Here is a 17,620-nt window from a genome sequence, read left to right as displayed (position 1 = left end):
AAGCTGATCTTTTTTGTCCGAACAGCGTTCGGATTAATTTTACAATCTACCATTAGGCTGAATTTAGCAGTTGGCTGACCGTAATGGAATCGTCCTGAAAGTGGCGTTAACGGGCGTTTTTTGCCCGTTTACACCACGGACGTCTTTTGAGACTTGCTTTTCAGGCTCAAAAGCGAGGTTCAAGACCGCTTCTCAGGCTTGAGCCGGTCCCAGGACGATGGAATTACGGTCAGCCAACTGCGGCAAAGACCGCAAGCTACCTACTTTATTTCGACCGGAGTGAAGTCAAAGGTATCGTAATCGAACAAGCCCCGGGCCGTTAATTTGATGGTGGGAATGACAGGCAAGGTTAGAAACGACAAGGTGATGAACGGATCATATTGAATCGGATTATCACAAATCTGATTATAAGCCGTTTTAATCGTACCGAGCTGTTCTGCGGCGGTGGCATAACTTTCAGCCGACAATAAACCGCCAATCGCTAACGGCATCGTCGCCAAAATTTGTTCATCATCACTCACGGCAATCCCGCCATCAGTCTTAGTAATCTGATTAATGGCCCGTAAAATAGCTAAATCATCCGTTCCAACCGCCACAATATTGTGGGCATCGTGGGCGACAGAACCAGCGACGGCGCCATGTTTCAATTGGAAGCCGTGGACTAAACCTACTCCGACTTTACCCGTATTATGATGGCGTTCGACCACGACCATCTTTAAAATATCTTGCTTTAAATCAGCTTGGAATTCCCCATTATCGGGGGTCACTTGTTTAATTAAATGGTCTGTTTCAATATGGTTGGGTTGGACGCCAATGACATTCACTTTACCCGTCGTCAACGGTAGCTTAAAGTCCGCTAAGGTCGCATGTTGCTGAATGCGGGTTGCCGTGAATGGTAATGGCTTCGTCTCCGGTTCAGCCGCCACCCAGCGTCCATTTTTCATTGTTTGACTAATTTTAACTTGGTCGACATCATCGAGCATCACTAAGTCCGCCAATTGCCCGGCCGTTAAGCTACCGCGGTCATTCAACCGATGGGCTTGCGCAGCATTATAACTGGCTAACGTGTAAGCTAACGCGGGGCGCATCCCATTTTGAATGGCCAACTTGACGTTATAGTCAATCGAACCTTCTGTCATTAAATCGGCAATGGTTTTATCGTCCGTGCAAAAGGCAAAGCGGCTGGCATTGGCTTCGTTAACCGCGCCGAGGGTGGCGAGTACGTCGCGTTCGACGGTCCCTTCCCGCAAGAAAACATACATCCCGGCCTTAACCCGATTCAAAGCCTCTTCAACGGTACAGCACTCATGGTCAGTATCGAGACCAGCATTGCGCATCACATTTAATTGATGAGGATTTAGCCCCGCCGCATGGCCATCCGCATGATACCCATGTGCATTAGCGTCGCGAATTTTAGCCAAGGTATCTTGGTCCCCACGTTCAACGGCACCATAGTCCATCACTTCAGCTAGACCGCGTACTTCGGGTTGATTATAGAGTGGCCGTAAAGCGGCGGCATGTAACGTCGCGCCATTATCATCAAACGGGACACATGGGACTGAGGACGGCAACATGAAAAACACATCCAAGGGCGTCTGCCGAGCATCATCAATCAAGTATTGAATCCCGGCCACCCCGGCGACGTTCGCCAATTCATGGGGGTCGGTCGCAATCGCAGTCACGCCATGTTTGAGCAAGACTTTGCCTAACTCACTCGGTGCCACCATTGAACTTTCCATGTGGACATGCGCATCAATCATCCCGGGTACTAGCCATTTACCACTAGCATCCACGGTCGTCTTCGCCGTATAGGGTTCATCTTGGAGATTACTAATAATGTGACCATCGTTAATCCATAAACTAGTCGCTTCAAATTCCCGCGTAAAAACGTTCAGCACTTGTGCACCCGTAATTACCATATCCACTTGTTCCATCAAAATGTTCTCCTTCTGCCTATGGGAGAAAGCAGACGGGTCGCCACGGCAAAAAGAGCTGTGGCGACCCGTCGACTCAATTCGCTTATAGTCCAGCATTTACGGTGCTGGGTAGAAACTCGCCATCCATATCATGGCATTATATAGGCAATTTGTTTTATTTAGTAAAATTGTTGTTAGCAAGTTTAGCAGGAATTAAATTGAAATGCAAACCCGAACAATTTAATATCAAGCTTTCTTAGGTTCGGCTTGTAACATTTCATCCTTAGCTTGTTGTTTTTTAAAGGCTCGATTGGAAACCATAGCGAATGGCGCATAAATCAAAGTTCCGACAACTAACGTTAAAATTTGTAAAATGGAAGCCCGAACATCGCCACCAGTTGCTAAATACCCAGAAATAATTGGTGGCGTAACCCATGGAATCAAAATGTAGGTCGTATTTACTAAGTGCCAAGCAGTCGCAGCATACGCCATAATAGTGGCAACCATTGGCGCAACTACGAATGGAATCGCATAAATTGGGTTAAAGACAATTGGTACCCCAAACATCATCGGTTCACTAATATTGAAAAGACTCGCTACCCCACCAATATTAGCAATCATCCGTTCATCCTTACGCCGTGAGAAAATCAAAATTGCAATAACTAAGCAGAGCATCGTGCCCCCACCACCCATGTAAACATAGGCATCTAAGAAAGGTTGCGTCACAATATTAGTGGCAGCATGACCTGCTTTGACTGCATCAATATTTTGTTGCAATGACGTCAACAAGATTGGACCAGAAATCGCACCGAAAACGAAAGCCCCATGAATCCCAAAGATGAAGACAACTGTTGCTAAGAAGACATATAGCAAGATCCCTGGTAATGATTGGAAACCGCCAACCAATGGCGCTTGCAAAACTTTTACAATAATATCCGGAACGGTACTGTGAGTTAAAGCGACAACAATTTCTTCCACAGCGGCAAAAATAGTAATTGTAAAGAACGCTGGGAATAATGAACTGAATGCTTTGGCAACTGCCGGTGGCACCCCATCTGGCATCTTAATTTGTAATTTATCGTTGCCATTGAACTTAACTAAGATAGTCGTCCCAAGTAATGAAGCAATAATTCCTAAAATCATGGCCGTGGCACTCGTTTGTGATTGCGTCAATACACCGGCAGCATTGACAGTTTTACCAGCCATCGTCGTTACCGCAATTGTATTTGGAATCAAAGCGACGTAACAAGCAACGGAAACGATTCCCGCCGTGGCACCATCAGATTTTAAATAGTTTGCTAACCGAAAACCAATCAAGAAAGTTACTAAGACCGTTAAGATACCTAACGTCCCGTTATAAGCTTGGACCCCGATGTTTGAAAGAATTGTATGACCGGGCATATTACGCAAAAAGCCAGTTTTATCTGCTAATAAAACGTTATTTATCAGTAAGAAGAAGGCCGCGGTAATCGTAATTGGAATTGTCCCGGCAAAGCCGTCCCGAACGGCCATAATATAATTATTAGTCGAAAGCTTACCGGCGACTTTCGTCAAGCCATCAATAAACTTATTCGGTTTATTCATATCCATTGTTTATTCCCCCTCAGTTTGTAAAATCCGTGCAATCAAACTCAAAACTTTCCCCGCATTACTAATCCAGACTTCTTTATAAGTCGCATTGTTAAATTGTGGCCAGTAAGGTTGATCTTCATTAGCTTTAGTTTCAATACCGACTGGAATCTCACCGACCATTTCCCCTGATGAGACACTGTATTGTGATTCGAAGGTTTTTCCGACACCATAAATCAGCGATTGTGAAAATGGATTATCCCCCGTTAACCACTGCAACTGATTAATTCCGATTTGGGTTAATTCAGAATCATGCAACGCTTGCCCCAGATTGGCGGCGGCATCGCCCATCGATAACAACACCCCGTTATTACCTCTAAACGAGAACCATACTGGGAACCGTTTCAAGTACAAATGTTGACCAATTTGAGTAGCTGACCGCAATTGTTGTTGGAATTCTAATTCAGCACTCTGGTCGACTAACAAATTTTGTTTATAAAAGCTAGCGGAGTCTTGGTACTCATCATCCAAATAAACCCCGGCGGCCATCATCGGATACGGTGCCGTATACGGTTGTAAAAATTTAAAATAGCTGGCGTATAATTGGACACTCGTTTGCCACTTAGTTTGCTGTGGTTGATTATGCATCAGCGTGGTTAAGGCCGCACTAATCAGATGTTCACGCGCTTGGTGATTGAAATGCTGTACAACTTGATGACGTGCATCCCGATAAAAGAACCCTCGTAATTCACCACCAGCTAATAATGGAAGCCCCGCTTGTTCTTGCGCAGCGACCAATAAGTCCCCAAAGTGCACGCTCGTTTGTAAGTAACTTGTTTGTTGCGTCAACCGATATAATTCACCCGCGGCCCAAGCCACAGTGGCATTGTAGACGCTTGGTGACGTATTATACGTGTGCTCCCACATAATTGGTTCCGCTTGATACGGATGCTTAGCAAAGACTTGTTCAGCAAAGGTAAAATCGGCCTGTGCCACAGCCGTTAAGCGTTCGCGCCAAGCATCATCGGCAATCAAACGAGCACATTTAGCAAAGATTCCCGCAAACAAATAGTTTTCATAAGGATTGTTGTGAACCCGTGCTTGCGCATCATCCATGTCACCAATTTGATTATTGGTCCAGCGCGAAACCCCCGCACTAGTCGCCCGATAACCATCGCCAAAGCGCATCTTCAAAATAAAATCTAAGCCCCATAGCGCTTCTTGCTTTAACCGGTGCGCTAACCGTGGATTACTGGATGCATATGCAGTCGCACTTTCGAGCAAACTCAACGTAATTTCACCACTGTGCACCGTTTGTTGTGACAAATCACCCGCATCGTGCCAACCACCATTAAAGCTAATCGTTTTACCACGATGACTGGCGGTCACATCCACGTGACACATGCCATGAATTCCTGGTACTGGATAGCCGCAACGTTCGGCAAAAATAAAGTTCAACGTTTTCAATACGGTGCTGCCCCAAAGTTCCGCACGTGGTGCAATTGCAAATGGCGCTGAGATGAACTCATTAACGCGTAACCGATATTGTCCCGGTTGCTGGAACTCAGTGAAATCGGCCACTAGATTATTTACTGCTAGCGGTCCGGTCGGTTGGGTTAACGCACCATGATAAACAGTTTGTTGCTGCCCATCGATAATTTCAAAAGTCGTCGCCTGATCTTCAGCGGGCACTAAAACTTGTTTGCGTCGCTGAGGCATAAAGCCCACTTGAGTTTGACTAAACTGGCCTTGCGGTAATTGCCAGCCTAAGCTGTGACGGCTGGTTTGGGCTTGTAGCAGTTGTACGTCGTTGACCGTAATCTTGATTTGACCAGGTAAATCTAAGTAAGACCCATTGGCAGTCGTCGTAATACTTAATTCCGTAATGGCTTCACGTGGGAGCTCCCCAATATTTAATTCATATTGATGCGTCCCCGTCGGTAATAAATTGATGGCATGGAAGCCTTCACGATTATACTTATCCGGTACTTTGATTTGACCATCATTTTTAAAGGCGACCGTAATATTAGGATTGATCACATTTTGGCAATCTGCGGTAACCGTCAATCGTAAATAGTTACTGTGTGTCCAATCGACATGGTCAAAGCTAAGAAACGCGGTAATATCACCGTATTGGATATAATCACCATCGCTGGGCGCCCCAGCTGGCCAACTGTCATACCGCGTCGGCGATGTTAAAGTCACCTGTCCCGTTTGCGCATCCATAATAACGTCGCCACGATTACGATGTTGCCACGGATTATCCGCCGTTAATATCGACTGTGGTTGGGCCGCGCTTAAATCGGCCGTTGCCGCTGGCATCACCGGAAGCGGTCGCTGTAATTCACTAGTAGCTGTTAATAAATCATCAACTAATTGACTCATGGTCGAACATCTCCATTCGTTGAAAGCCATGTAGGGCAGCTCCCTTAATTGCAATTAAATTCGGGTCAAGCTGACTGTTATGAATACCAACGGTTACAAACCGCATCGTCTGTTCCACTAACAATGGTTGCAGATGATGCAATAGCCACCCATCCGTCGTCACACCGCCACCTAAAATAACTGCCGCGGGGTCGGCCACGCGAACAACATTCATTATTAAAGCCGCTAATGCCCGTAGCGCTTGATCAACAACCGTTTGTGCAACCAAGTCTTGGTGCTCATAACCTTGGAATAAGGCTGGCACCGGCACGCGGCCATGTTCATCAACGGTTAATTCAGTCGGTTGCCCTTGCGCCATTAGCTCTTGCGCCCGATTACTCATACCAAGTCCCGATGCTAACGGTTCGACACAACCCCGCCGACCACAAATACACCGCACCGGACTGTTGTAGTCCACGACCATGTGGCCAATCTCGCCAGCATCAAAATGGCTGCCATTTAAAATTTGACCATTATTAACGATGCGGCCGGCAATCCCAGTCCCAACATTTAAGTACAAAAAGTCATTGGTAACGTTACCAACTCCGAGCATGTTTTCGGCTAACGTGGCACAATACACATCATTTGCGGCAAAAACCGGCAGTTTGAACCGATCACTCAGTTGTTGAGCTAATGGAATATCCACCGCCCGTTCAGGGTCCAGCTCGTACCATTCACCACTTGCGGTATTAATCCGGCCAACCGCACTAACGCTAATGGCCATAATTCTTTTTACATCAGGTGCTTGCATCAAAAACTGTTCGATGGCTTGCACAATGCCCGCATAGGCCGTCGTCTGACTCGTCACATCTGAACGATACTTATGCGGCGCTAACAATTCACCATTAGCTTGCACTTCACTAATTAATATCTTAGTCCCGCCGAGGTCCACGGCAAGGACAGTCTGGTCTACTTTCAATATCCCTCACTCCATTTTGATAACGTTACCAATTTATTTAAGCGCTTTCATTTGAACTCAACGCAATCATATAACGACTTCAATTAGCTGTCAACCGTTAAAAAATAATATTGATAACGTTATCATAAAATGCTTGCAGTTTCCCGCAACTTGAAATACACTGAATTCGAAGTCTTAAGAAAGCTGGTGACAATTTGAAAAGTGAAATCACCATTAAGGAAATCGCCCGGATGGCCGGTGTGTCCGTTTCAACCGTTTCACGCGTCATTAACCACAAGCCGAACGTTTCGCCGGCTAAAGAAGCCAAAATCAAACAAGTAATTGCAGAATCTGGCTTTCAACCGAGTATGCTGGCCCGTGGCATGATTTCCAATAAAACTAATACATTGGGAATTATTGTGCCGGATATTACCAATCCGTATTTCACCGCCTTAATTTCGCAAGTCGAGTTAATCACGCGGCAACTGAATTTTTCATTACTATTGTTCAATACAATGACCGCTGGTGATGACCGTTCCACTAATTCGGTGGCCACTGAAATCCAGGCTTTTCAAACAATTATGGAAAAAAAGGTCGACGGCTTATTAATTCTCGGTGGCGAAATTGATCGCGAACAGCCCAATACCGACTATGTGGCTGCCTTGAAGAACCTAAATAATCAAATTCCAGTCGTGGTGATTGGTCAACCGGTGGCGGGCTTAGATTGCACCTTTATTCCGCGCTATCAAGCTATGAGCGGCCAAATCATTACGCAACACTTATTAGCTTCAGGATATCAGCATATTGCCTTTTTGGGTGGTGAGCCGGGGGTCCAGATTACCAAAGAACGCTTAGCCGGTTATCAAAAAATGATGAACACCTACGCTCATTATGATGAACAGCTGGTTTGTTTGACCGACTATTACGTTTCCGATGGTTATGATGGCATGACGCAATTGCTTGACCAACATGCCGACACGTTACAAGCAGTCGTGGCCATCAATGACCAAGTTGCCTTAGGTGCGATTCGGGCCTTAAATGACCACCACCTAGATTGTCCACGCGACATTGCCATTGGCAGTTGTGATGCCTTTCCAAATGGCGCGTTTTTCTCGCCACGGTTGACCACTATCGACCACCACAATACCTTATTGGCCAAAATTGCGATTGAACGGTTAATCAACCTCGCTACCAACACTAATGTGGATGAGCCTTTGCCAACTATCGAACAGCCACAGCTCGTCATTAGAGAGTCTTGTGGTCATCAGCTAAGGAATGGTGATGACGCATGACCCCTTATTTAATTTTTTCTGACATCGATGGCACCCTTGTTGATGACCAACAGCAAGCTTCCAAAAAGACCGTCACCACGATTAAACGTCTATTAGATGCTGGCCATCAGTTCTATTTAGCGACTGGTCGGATGTATGCTTCAGCACAATTGTTAGCAGCCCAGCTTGATTCACGGGTAAAAATAATTGCGTCAAACGGTAGTATTTACGATTCAACTAATCAAATTGTCCAACATACTTTGGGGGCACAATCCCTATCAGCGCTGGCACCAATTATTTTCGAACAACAACTGGCCGCGTTCTTTTTTACACAGCGGCAGGTCATTTATACCCAGAGTTTGCCGGACTATTTTAAAGCCAGCGACCGTAATCGGATTGCTAGCGCTAACCCTGACGATTATATGGCCGTCACAAATGCCAGCGAGCTATTGCAATATGCACCTAAAATCATCAACGGCATTATCATTGAAGATCAAGATCCTGTTAAACTCCTCACTGCGAAACGAGCGATAACTGCACTGCCTAGCTTAACAGTGTCATCTTCCAATCCAAATAACATAGAATTAATTCCCAAACACGTCAGTAAAGCCACTGCCATTCAACATATCCAACAACAGGCCCACGTACCGAATAGCCACACGATAGCCTTCGGTGATGGGCTTAACGATTTGCCAATGTTGAAAACGGTTGCTAAAGGTGTGGCAATGGGCAATGCCTTGCCAACAGTTAAGCAACAAACCCCATACCAAACGACGGACAACTTACACGACGGCGTGGCTGACTTTTTACAAAATTTCTTTAGTGAGGCGTTTTAATATGGATAATCCAACAATGTTAACTTATATTCAACAAGAACAAAGCGGGCTTCAAAAAGTGCTCGCCGCCTATCCCCAACAACTTGATGCAGTTTTAGCGCAAGCCCCGTTAACAAGTAATCATTGGTTAATTTTAGCGACAGGCTCAAGCATTAACGCCGCCCAAAGCGCTAAACTCTATATTCAGAAAACGGCTGATATTCAAGTTGATATTGAAGAACCTTATAACTATGCCAATTATGGTCGCATTAATCCCGACATCGACTTAGTCATTGGTATTTCACAAAGTGGTCAAAGCACCGCCACCGTCGACGCTTTAACCAAAGTAGTGCAAAAAAATCACGCGTATGCGATTGCCGTTACTAGTCGGCCGGGCACCGAAATTTCCACGGCCGCCACGGCAACTTTAGACATTCTAACGGGCCAAGAAATGGTTGGCTACGTCACACTTGGTTATAACGCAACCGTCCTATCGCTGATGTTGTTGGGCTTACGGAGCTGTCTTAAACGCAATAAGTTATCAGTTGAGGATGAACAACGTGAACTGGCAGAATTCGACACAATCATTAGCCAGGCCGGCTCGACCGTCCAAAAATCGACACACTTCTACCAACAATTTGCGACTGACTTCAGTTTAGCACCGCAATTTACCAGCATTGGCTACGGCGCCATTTTAGGGACCGTAATGGAAATGCAAACCAAGTTCACCGAAGTCGTCCGCGTACCAGCAAACGGCTTTGAACTCGAAGCCTTCATGCATGGCCCTTATTTAGGGGCCCATGAAACCCATCGTCAGTTCTTCATCGAAACTAAGGCGGACCCAGCAATCATGGCTAAAGCAAAGGCCTTAAAGGCGTACGAAGCCCGGACCACGCCACACATCTTTACCATTAGCTTCACTGGTGAACAACCGGCCGTTAATGATGGCCAAACTTTACAACTTGCGACCATTGATGACGAGTTGAAAGCGCCTTTGCTAGCCATTATCCCGTTCCAAGTTTTTGCTTGGTTCATTGCTAAATCTAAAGGCGTTAATTTACCACATCTGATTTTTAATGACTTTTCAGAAATCGTCCACAACAAGACAGCTGTTCAAGATTACGTTTAAAAAAATCAAGCGCTACTGCTAAACCTAATAATCAAAAGTGATGGCAATTACTGTTTTGCGGTAATTACCATCATTTTTTCATTATCAAATTCCGATTGACGTACTATCGGTTTTAAACTACTCCAAGATTCATCAATACTAATACAATCAACAACAAGCTTGGTGAAGTCATAATTGAGCCGATGATAATCATGAAAATCTCAACGTGTTTCTCATGCTCATTCATCTCACTGAATCGCTTATATTCAAACACTATTACGCCTCCATTTTTATGCCACGATGACTAGGAATTTTGTCAGTAAAACTAGCTCATAATAACTGTTCATGCTGCAATCGACGCACGATAACGGCCGACCCAATCACTAAATCTGTGGCTAAACTTTCAATCGTCGCCATATCAAAGTGCCCCTGTTTGACAAACTTCAGCCATACTTTGGTTGGAATTAAAATATTCAAGGCCCAGTGATCCGCTTGACGGGCGAGTTCGCCGTCATCACTAAGCGGTGCTAGCGTGAAAAAATATGTCCGTGGATGTAACACGACATGCCCTAATTCGTGGAATAGTAGCCACCAAAAATCGGCCGTGGTTTGGGGCGGATTAAGTTCAATAATAACTTGCGGAAACGGTGCCAACCATCGGGTCACGCCATTAACTTCACTGGCTGACAATGCTGGTACCATCACTAAGGCAATTCCAACCGTTGCCAACAATTGTTGCAACTTAGGCAACACCGAATGATAATCAGTCGCTTGCGTCAAAGTTCGCAATTGGGACAACGATTGCATCAGCCCCGTTAAATCAAACGGTTCAGTCGGTAAGCGATTCGCCGCTAACACGCCGGCTTGCAGCCAAACATGGACGGCATACTGGTCATGCGCCAACACTGGTATTTCGTGTTTGACTAACGGATCTTGGCTCGTGTGCGCTTGTAAACTAGCAAATGAAGCCACGCGGAAGAAATGCATTAAATTGGCTAACTGTGCGACCGGGTCTGTCGTTGCTGGGACTAGCGAACTAGTAACCATTTCAGCATATGGAAAGTTGGCAACATATTGTTGGTGCTTCGCTAATTCATCCGCTTGGGCTTGTTGAAAGGCAAAGCGGTCATAGTTCAATTGCAACGTGAGCCAAAAGTCGGTCGGCACCGCCAAAACAAACGCTAATTCAGCGGCGGTTTGTGGCAAAATACGAGCTTTACCAGTTAAAAGTTCCCCGACATATTTACGAGTGATCCCCATCCGTTCCGCTAACTCAACTTGCGTCATATTCAATTCCGTTAAGACTTCGCGCAGGGTCGCACTTGGATTCGTGACATAATTGGGCGTCACCTGATACAACTTAGGCCTGAGCATCCGTTCGCACCTCAACCAGAATTATTTTGACAGCTGCTACTGGCAGCGTTGTCGGCGTATCGTTTTGATTCAAACAAGTAAACTGCAATTGGACTTCTTTCGTACAGGCAAGCAAAAAGCCACTAGTCGTCGATTGCAATGCATAAGGCAATTGCTGCAGTTGGGCTAAGTTTTCGGCCGCAGCTAGTTCCGTCACCCGCTGTTTGATTTGCTGCGCCACGTGCGCGTCGTAATGGTCAGCTAACTGAGTGGCATCGGCTATTAAGTTCATCATCGACTCCCGTTCACTCAGAATTTCCACTTGTTATCCCCCATCCCAAGTCAGTCACGACTAGCTTTCATTTTATTTGTCATAAGCATACCAGTTTCCATTAAGCTCGCCTCGCTGGTTACAAAAACAATACACAACTTTACTTACTTTTAACGAAACCACAAATGAATCGTTACGTTCAAAAACATTGATTGCTTTACACCTGAGAACCATTTATGATTAACGTGAGTTTGTAATCAATTTCGAGGGGTAATTAACTATGATGATGATGAATAATCCGACGATGCTCTCCTACATTCGCCGCGAACAATCTGTTTTAAATCGCTTGTTGAGTGCGTATCCTGATTCAACCGGTGCCGCGTTAAGTAATGGGTCCAAAGACCCTAAGCACTGGTTAATCGTGACGACCGCATCGAGCTTGAATGCCGCCAAAAGTGCACAAGGTTACATGGAAAAAATGGCCCAAGTGCAAGTCGACGTGGTCGAAGCTAGCCATTACGCCAACTTCAGCTTTGTGAACACCAATATCGATACCGTTATCGCGATTTCACTCAGTGGTGAAGATCCTGATACTCTACAAGCATTGGCGAAAATCAAAGCCACCACAACCGTCCATGCCATCGCGATGACGGCCCAAAAGGACTCAACGTTAGCCCAACAAGCTGATACCGTTTTTGACTTATTGACGGGTAAAGAAACGATTCCATATATCACCCTCAGCTACAACGCGATTATCTTATCGTTAATGTTCTTAGGATTACGCAGTGGCGCTGACCGGGAACTGTTACCAGAACTCGCCGCTAACCAAGAACTCGATGAATTCGGCTTCATGATTGAACATATCAATGAAACGATTCAACGTTCCAATGACTTTTACCGTAAGTTCACGATTGACTTTGGTTTAGCGCAAGAATATACCACGATTGGCCCGAGCGTTTTAAATGGAACGTTAGCCGAAATGGCCACCAAGTTCACCGAAATCGTCCGCGTCCCAACCCATGGTTATTCGTTGGCCGAATTCTCACACGGCGCTTATTTAGGTGCCCATGAAACCCATCGGCAGTTCTATTTAGAACTCGACACGAATCCAGCAGTGAACGCTAAGATGCAAGCGGTCAAAACGTATGAATCCCGCTTAACACCGCATATCTACACCATTAGCTTCACCGGCGAAAAACCAACCGTCAACGACGAACAAACCTTGGAACTCTACCAAATCGACGATCCGTTAAAAGCCCCACTCTTGGCCATCATTCCGTTCCAAGTCTTAGCTTGGTTCATCGCCAAAGCCAAGGGCATCAACTTATCGCATCCAATCTTTGATAATTTCCACGATAGTATTTAACATAATTAGCGCTGATATTTAACCGCAATTGGATCTGCTATATTAATGCTAAAAATTAAAACTCCAGCCACTTTAAAAGTAGCTGGAGTTTTAGTATCCATAATTAAATTTAGCTGCGGATTGATAGTAATATGTGAATACGACTATTTGGACCCCGTATGCCACCATCAGCACCTCGAATAGCGTCTTCCTAAGAATTACACCACAATTCACGACCATCTATTGAAACTAGTACCCCAAATGCCAAAATCCATTTAGTTGGGCGCCAGCGGTAATAGAAACCAACTAATTCATTTCAGTCGCATGGGCTAATTTTGGTGCTTTAGTGGCTTTGGTTTGGCCGATGTGGCTTAAGCCTAGACCGGTGAAGCCACTGATGATTGAGATAACGGGACATAATAAGCTGAAGAAAACGAATGGTAAGTAGTCAACCGTTGCGACACCGAGCGTCGTGGTTAAGAAAACCCCGCCAACGCCCCAAGGTACTAAGTAGTTGATGACCGTCCCACCATCTTCAAGGACCCGACCTAACGCTTGATCGGCTAAGCCACCGTTGTTGAAGGCTTGTTTGAAGGCCCGACCTGGTAAGATAATTGATAAGAATTGTTCCCCGACGAAGACATTGACACCGATACAAGTGATGATGCCGGCCGTGACTAATTTGCCATCGCTGTTTAAATGCTTAGCAATCGGCGTCATGATTTGGCCAATTAAGCCAAACTTCATTAACAGGCCGCCTAGTGACAAAGTGACGACGATTAATGCTACCATGCTCATCATGCTGACAATGCCACCGCGAGATAATAATGTATCGACACTCGTATTGCCGGTTTTGGAAACAAAGCCGGTATTAATAATGGCGGTTAATTTGGTCATGCTCAGGTGCGGTTGTTCAAATAAAATCAACCCAGCGGAAATAAAAATATTTAGCAACATCGTCGGAATCGCGGGCATCTTAAAGCCGGCACACACGAAGACTAACACGATGGGTAATAATGACAACGCTGAAATACTAAAGTTGCCGTTTAAGACAGCTACCGTTTGGTGAATCTTCGCTAAACTAGTGCTGGCATTGTCATGGCCTAAAAAGGCAAAAATAATTAAGGTAATTAAACCCGCGGGCAACGTGCTCCATAATAAATGTTTGATATGGTCAAATAAATCAGTATCCGTAACTGCGGACGCTAAGTTGTTCGTTTCGGATAATGGCGATAATTTATCGCCAAAAATCCCACCACTAATAATGGCCCCAGCAACTAAGGCTGGATTTAAATTCATCGTGACGCCCATCCCGAAGAACGCAATCCCGACCGTTGAGGTAACCGTAAAGGCACTCCCCACGGCGGCACCAACTAACGTGCAAACAATAAAGACGGATGGCAAGAACCATTGAATATTAATTAATTTAAAACCGATAACCATTAACGTTGGAATCGTCCCCGCCGCAATCCAAGTGGAAATCATGGCGCCGATTAAAATAAAAATGAAGATGGGAATAATGCCTTGGTCAATCCCTTCTTTAATCCCAGCATTGACGGCCGACCATGGAAAGCCACGAAACATCGCCCAGGCGGTGACGACGCCCATTGCCAATAAGACCGGGACTTGAGGTGAGAGACCAAAGCCAATCACACCGGCACTCATGATACCGAGTACGACTAACAGCACAATCACGGCTTCTAAGGTACTAATTTTCGGGGTACTTTTAGTTTGTTTCATTTGCGATAACTCCTTTAAAGTTATGTCTGCGTAACAGCCAACTAAAAGGCCCTAATATCGCGCTAACCCACCACAACGTTTGTTTCCCATCATCGTCATCCTCATTTCGTCAAAAAAATCGTCCCCATTGTTCATTTAGAACAACAGGGACGATTAGACTAGTCGCGGTACCACCCAGGTTGCAGTTTCTGCGTTCACAAAAACTACCACTCACTAGAAGATAACGGTTCTAGTTATTATCCGTTCAATCTGAAACTCGGTTACCGTATTTCAAGCACAGCCCCTGATCGGTTCGCAGCAACCACCGACTTCCTGACACCCAGACCTGCGTCTACTTGATGTAACGTTCAACGTTCATTTGTTTAACTTGGCATTAACAATACGCCGATTATTTTTAATCGTCAAGCCATTTTTTAATTTTATTTTAATCTTCGGAGATTTTCTCGGCTTTAACCCCATTGACAACGGCTTGCGGGTAATCGCCGTTTAACACGGCAATCGCATTGTCCGTCACAATTTTAGCCATCGCATCCCGCGCTTCAACGGTCGCATTACCAATGTGCGGCGTTAAGACCACATTCTTCAATTCAGCAAAACCCGGTGTCAAAGCTGGTTCCGTTTCATAAACATCTAACGCCGCGCCGGCTAGTTGATGATTTTGTAATTGTGTTAATAAGGCGTGTTCATCGACTAACGGACCCCGGGCCGCATTGATCAGATAAGCGCTCGGCTTCATCAAAGCCAACTGTTCGGCGCCAATCAAGTGATGCGTCGCACTCGTCAATGGTGCGTGTAAACTAATCACATCGGCCGTCGCCAATAATTCGTTCAATGACAATTCCGTGGCGTCCGTCTTGCTAGCGGTGAAGACGTCGATGGGGCGGCGTTGATTATACACGATGTTCATCCCAAACGCATGCAACCGTTTGGCAACCGCTTGGCCGATAGCACCCATCCCAATAATGCCTAACGTTTTCCCTTTTAATTCATGTCCCAAGAAAAATAACGGCGCCCAACCATTAAAGCCCGTCGTCCGCATTAATTGGTCGCCTTCGACCATCCGATGCATCAACGCTAAAATCAAGCCACACGTTACTTCCGCGGTACTTGCCGTTGAAACACCAGGCGTATTCGTGACCGCGATGGCTTTGCTGGCGGCATAGTTAATGTCGATATTATTAAAACCAGCCCCAAAGTTCGCAATTAACTTGAGATTTGGTGCTTGGTCAATGACCGTTTGATCAACCTGCGTCGATAGCGGCGTAATCAAAACTTCCGCATCGGCCACCCCAGCAATTAATTCTGACTGACTAATCAATCCCGTTCCTTGATACACGGCTGGTTCGAACCCCGCTTGTTGTAACGCTGTAATCCCACTCGTTGGAATTGCTGCGGAAATAAAAATCTTTGCCATTTTTGACACCCCTCAAAATAAAAAGGCCGTCGTCACTAGACGCTGACCTGAATTTGTTATGTTTTACCACAAAAAGGCAATCATCGCGTGCGCCACTTGTGGATTTTGATTCAAAGCACAGTGCGCCGCATCGGCCCCACTATAAATCTTTTCTTGATATTTTGCGAGCTCATGCCGCAATAAATAGGCCACCGACCGCGCTGACGCGACTCCGACGTAACCATCGTTGTTGAAGCCATCGTTTGTATCCCCAACCACATTCAACATTTTAACGTTAGTTGGGAAATTATGCCGATATTTCAACATCTCGGCAAAGTGACGCGTAAAGCGCGTCGGTTTGGCCGCCAACTTTTTGACCGTGGCTTCCGTCTCGGAACTCAAATAACCGGTCAAGCCATCAAAGGGTCCCGCAATCGTCACGATTTTTTTCAAAGTTGGCAGTTTTTTATCATGACCATACTTCAGCGCCTGGTTGACGATATCATTACAACCGAGCGAATGACCGACGGCGTTATATTGCGTCACGCCGTATTTGGCCTTTAATTGCACTAAGACTTGGTGCAGCCAATAAATTTGTGTCTTTTGCGACGCATGATTATCTTCAAAGACAATTTGCACCATCGGATTTTTCAACGACTTGTGCCAATACCCTTTGAACGCCATTACGCCATCTTTATAAACATGCACCACCAGTGCTTTTTGCGCCGCACCCGCTTGCTGAGCTTTTTTGATTAAATAATTTGTTGAATAGGCGCCGCCATCATAACCATGTAAAAAGACGGTCGCCGTTTTTGTTTTCTGATACTTATTACTGAGCGCTAACGCCGATTTAGCCTGTAAATCGCTCGTCACTTTCGTAATCCTAGTATCGCTTTGACGGGCCCCGATTAAAATCGCCGCCGCACTAATGACGAACGCCACTAGCAATAATTGCAGCCCGGCCCGATACCGTTTCACCAATCTAACCCGCTCTCCCCGTCATCTAAAATTCGCCATTGAGTTATTGCCGCTAGCCGGCTCCAGGCAGGTAGGCCCCGCTGTGGAGCAGACCTGAAGCCAAACATCGGTCTTCAGGGCGGTTGGCAGCCTGACCCAACCCGTCAGTCTCCCAACACGGCTCATGTTCTAAGCGGCCCAAAAACGCCCGCTAAGAACATCGACACAGCGGGACCTACCTGCCTTCCGCCTAACGCTAATTAACACTAACAAAATTCATGAGCCAGCCGTTAATAAGATAATTAATTTCTCAATGCATATCAAATTATATTATGACACAAATCTCGGATTCCGGGTCAGTATCGACCGCAAATGAAATCCTTTTGATACAGTTCTGTAACCATGACAGTTATAATTAAGATGAATTGTCGACTGAAAACGTTTTACAGTTCTAATTAATGACAACGGCAATTTTTAGTTGTATATTTATCAATCCGCGCTATTTTATTGGTAGATTGTAAAATTAATCCGAACGCTGTTCGGACAAAAAAGATCAGCTT

The 17,620-nt window shown here is 45.5% G+C and carries 13 protein-coding genes and 1 riboswitch; of the genes, 4 read left to right on the top strand and 9 right to left on the bottom strand.

The window, feature by feature from the left end:
* Nucleotides 1-260: 260 nt before the first annotated feature.
* The 4 genes from ade to DY78_RS06185 form a co-directional block, all read right to left on the bottom strand.
* Nucleotides 261-1,934, bottom strand: coding sequence for an adenine deaminase (gene ade / locus DY78_RS06200; RefSeq protein WP_033612895.1), 1,674 nt, complete (start codon nt 1,932-1,934; stop codon nt 261-263).
* Between the two features lie 68 nt (nt 1,935-2,002).
* Nucleotides 2,003-2,101: riboswitch (purine riboswitch) on the bottom strand.
* A gap of 61 nt (nt 2,102-2,162) precedes the next feature.
* Complete coding sequence (locus tag DY78_RS06195) at nt 2,163-3,506, bottom strand: PTS sugar transporter subunit IIC (protein WP_235810643.1); 1,344 nt, start codon at nt 3,504-3,506, stop codon at nt 2,163-2,165.
* A 3-nt stretch (nt 3,507-3,509) separates the two neighbouring features.
* Nucleotides 3,510-5,870: a glycoside hydrolase family 9 protein gene (locus DY78_RS06190; protein WP_024625941.1), complete on the bottom strand. Its 2,361-nt coding sequence runs from the start codon at nt 5,868-5,870 to the stop codon at nt 3,510-3,512.
* Nucleotides 5,854-6,828 (bottom strand): ROK family protein, encoded by a 975-nt coding sequence (locus tag DY78_RS06185; protein ID WP_024625940.1) that lies wholly within the window; start codon nt 6,826-6,828, stop codon nt 5,854-5,856. Before DY78_RS06185 ends, DY78_RS06190 begins: the two co-directional genes overlap by 17 nt.
* A 194-nt stretch (nt 6,829-7,022) precedes the next feature.
* Here DY78_RS06185 and DY78_RS06180 point away from each other — a divergent pair, with 194 nt between their 5' ends.
* From DY78_RS06180 to DY78_RS06170, 3 genes are read left to right on the top strand one after another with little or no spacing between them, the layout of a single operon-like run.
* A complete protein-coding gene (locus DY78_RS06180; protein WP_024625939.1) occupies nt 7,023-8,099 on the top strand; it encodes a LacI family DNA-binding transcriptional regulator in 1,077 nt (358 codons plus the stop codon).
* Entirely contained in the window at nt 8,096-8,914 is an 819-nt protein-coding gene (locus DY78_RS06175; RefSeq protein WP_024625938.1) for an HAD family hydrolase, read from the top strand. Before DY78_RS06180 ends, DY78_RS06175 begins: the two co-directional genes overlap by 4 nt.
* Nucleotide 8,915: 1 nt before the next feature.
* Entirely contained in the window at nt 8,916-10,022 is a 1,107-nt protein-coding gene (locus DY78_RS06170) for an SIS domain-containing protein (RefSeq protein ID WP_024625937.1), read from the top strand.
* Between the two features lie 309 nt (nt 10,023-10,331).
* Here the strand turns inward: DY78_RS06170 and DY78_RS06165 are convergent, their stop codons facing one another.
* Together DY78_RS06165 and DY78_RS06160 are read right to left on the bottom strand one after the other, a co-directional pair.
* Nucleotides 10,332-11,375: a HigA family addiction module antitoxin gene (locus tag DY78_RS06165; RefSeq protein ID WP_024625936.1), complete on the bottom strand. Its 1,044-nt coding sequence runs from the start codon at nt 11,373-11,375 to the stop codon at nt 10,332-10,334.
* Nucleotides 11,362-11,676, bottom strand: a complete 315-nt coding sequence (locus DY78_RS06160) for a hypothetical protein (protein ID WP_024625935.1) — start codon at nt 11,674-11,676, stop codon at nt 11,362-11,364. The genes DY78_RS06165 and DY78_RS06160 overlap by 14 nt, the downstream gene beginning before the upstream one ends.
* Before the next feature lie 229 nt (nt 11,677-11,905).
* Here DY78_RS06160 and DY78_RS06155 point away from each other — a divergent pair, with 229 nt between their 5' ends.
* A complete protein-coding gene (locus DY78_RS06155; protein WP_235810642.1) occupies nt 11,906-12,991 on the top strand; it encodes an SIS domain-containing protein in 1,086 nt (361 codons plus the stop codon).
* A 285-nt stretch (nt 12,992-13,276) separates the two neighbouring features.
* On the opposite strand, the gene nhaC is transcribed toward DY78_RS06155, so the two are convergent.
* The 3 genes from nhaC to DY78_RS06140 all read right to left on the bottom strand — a co-directional run bounded on the left by nhaC (nt 13,277) and on the right by DY78_RS06140 (nt 17,084).
* Nucleotides 13,277-14,710 (bottom strand): Na+/H+ antiporter NhaC, encoded by a 1,434-nt coding sequence (gene nhaC / locus DY78_RS06150; protein WP_024625933.1) that lies wholly within the window; start codon nt 14,708-14,710, stop codon nt 13,277-13,279.
* A gap of 424 nt (nt 14,711-15,134) precedes the next feature.
* The gene (locus DY78_RS06145; protein ID WP_024625932.1) at nt 15,135-16,124 is read right to left on the bottom strand and encodes a 2-hydroxyacid dehydrogenase family protein; all 990 of its coding nucleotides are present in this window, start codon (nt 16,122-16,124) and stop codon (nt 15,135-15,137) included.
* Nucleotides 16,125-16,187: 63 nt separating this feature from the next.
* Nucleotides 16,188-17,084: an alpha/beta hydrolase gene (locus DY78_RS06140; protein WP_024625931.1), complete on the bottom strand. Its 897-nt coding sequence runs from the start codon at nt 17,082-17,084 to the stop codon at nt 16,188-16,190.
* Between the last annotated feature and the right edge of the window lie 536 nt (nt 17,085-17,620).

Source organism: Lactiplantibacillus fabifermentans DSM 21115 (genome assembly GCF_000498955.2).
Taxonomy (GTDB): Bacteria; Bacillota; Bacilli; order Lactobacillales; family Lactobacillaceae; genus Lactiplantibacillus; species Lactiplantibacillus fabifermentans.
The sequence above is the reverse complement of the archived record's forward strand: the minus strand, read 5'-3'. Positions and strand labels throughout refer to the sequence as shown.

What these genes read in the sequence shown, in the direction of transcription:
- ade (WP_033612895.1), bottom strand. Translation starts at nt 1,934, where the DNA reads ATGGAACAAGTGGATATGGTAATTACGGGTGCACAAGTGCTGAACGTT.
- DY78_RS06195 (WP_235810643.1), bottom strand. Translation starts at nt 3,506, where the DNA reads ATGGATATGAATAAACCGAATAAGTTTATTGATGGCTTGACGAAAGTC.
- DY78_RS06190 (WP_024625941.1), bottom strand. Translation starts at nt 5,870, where the DNA reads ATGAGTCAATTAGTTGATGATTTATTAACAGCTACTAGTGAATTACAG.
- DY78_RS06175 (WP_024625938.1), top strand. Translation starts at nt 8,096, where the DNA reads ATGACCCCTTATTTAATTTTTTCTGACATCGATGGCACCCTTGTTGAT.
- DY78_RS06170 (WP_024625937.1), top strand. Translation starts at nt 8,916, where the DNA reads ATGGATAATCCAACAATGTTAACTTATATTCAACAAGAACAAAGCGGG.
- DY78_RS06165 (WP_024625936.1), bottom strand. Translation starts at nt 11,375, where the DNA reads ATGCTCAGGCCTAAGTTGTATCAGGTGACGCCCAATTATGTCACGAAT.
- DY78_RS06155 (WP_235810642.1), top strand. Translation starts at nt 11,906, where the DNA reads ATGATGATGATGAATAATCCGACGATGCTCTCCTACATTCGCCGCGAA.
- nhaC (WP_024625933.1), bottom strand. Translation starts at nt 14,710, where the DNA reads ATGAAACAAACTAAAAGTACCCCGAAAATTAGTACCTTAGAAGCCGTG.
- DY78_RS06145 (WP_024625932.1), bottom strand. Translation starts at nt 16,124, where the DNA reads ATGGCAAAGATTTTTATTTCCGCAGCAATTCCAACGAGTGGGATTACA.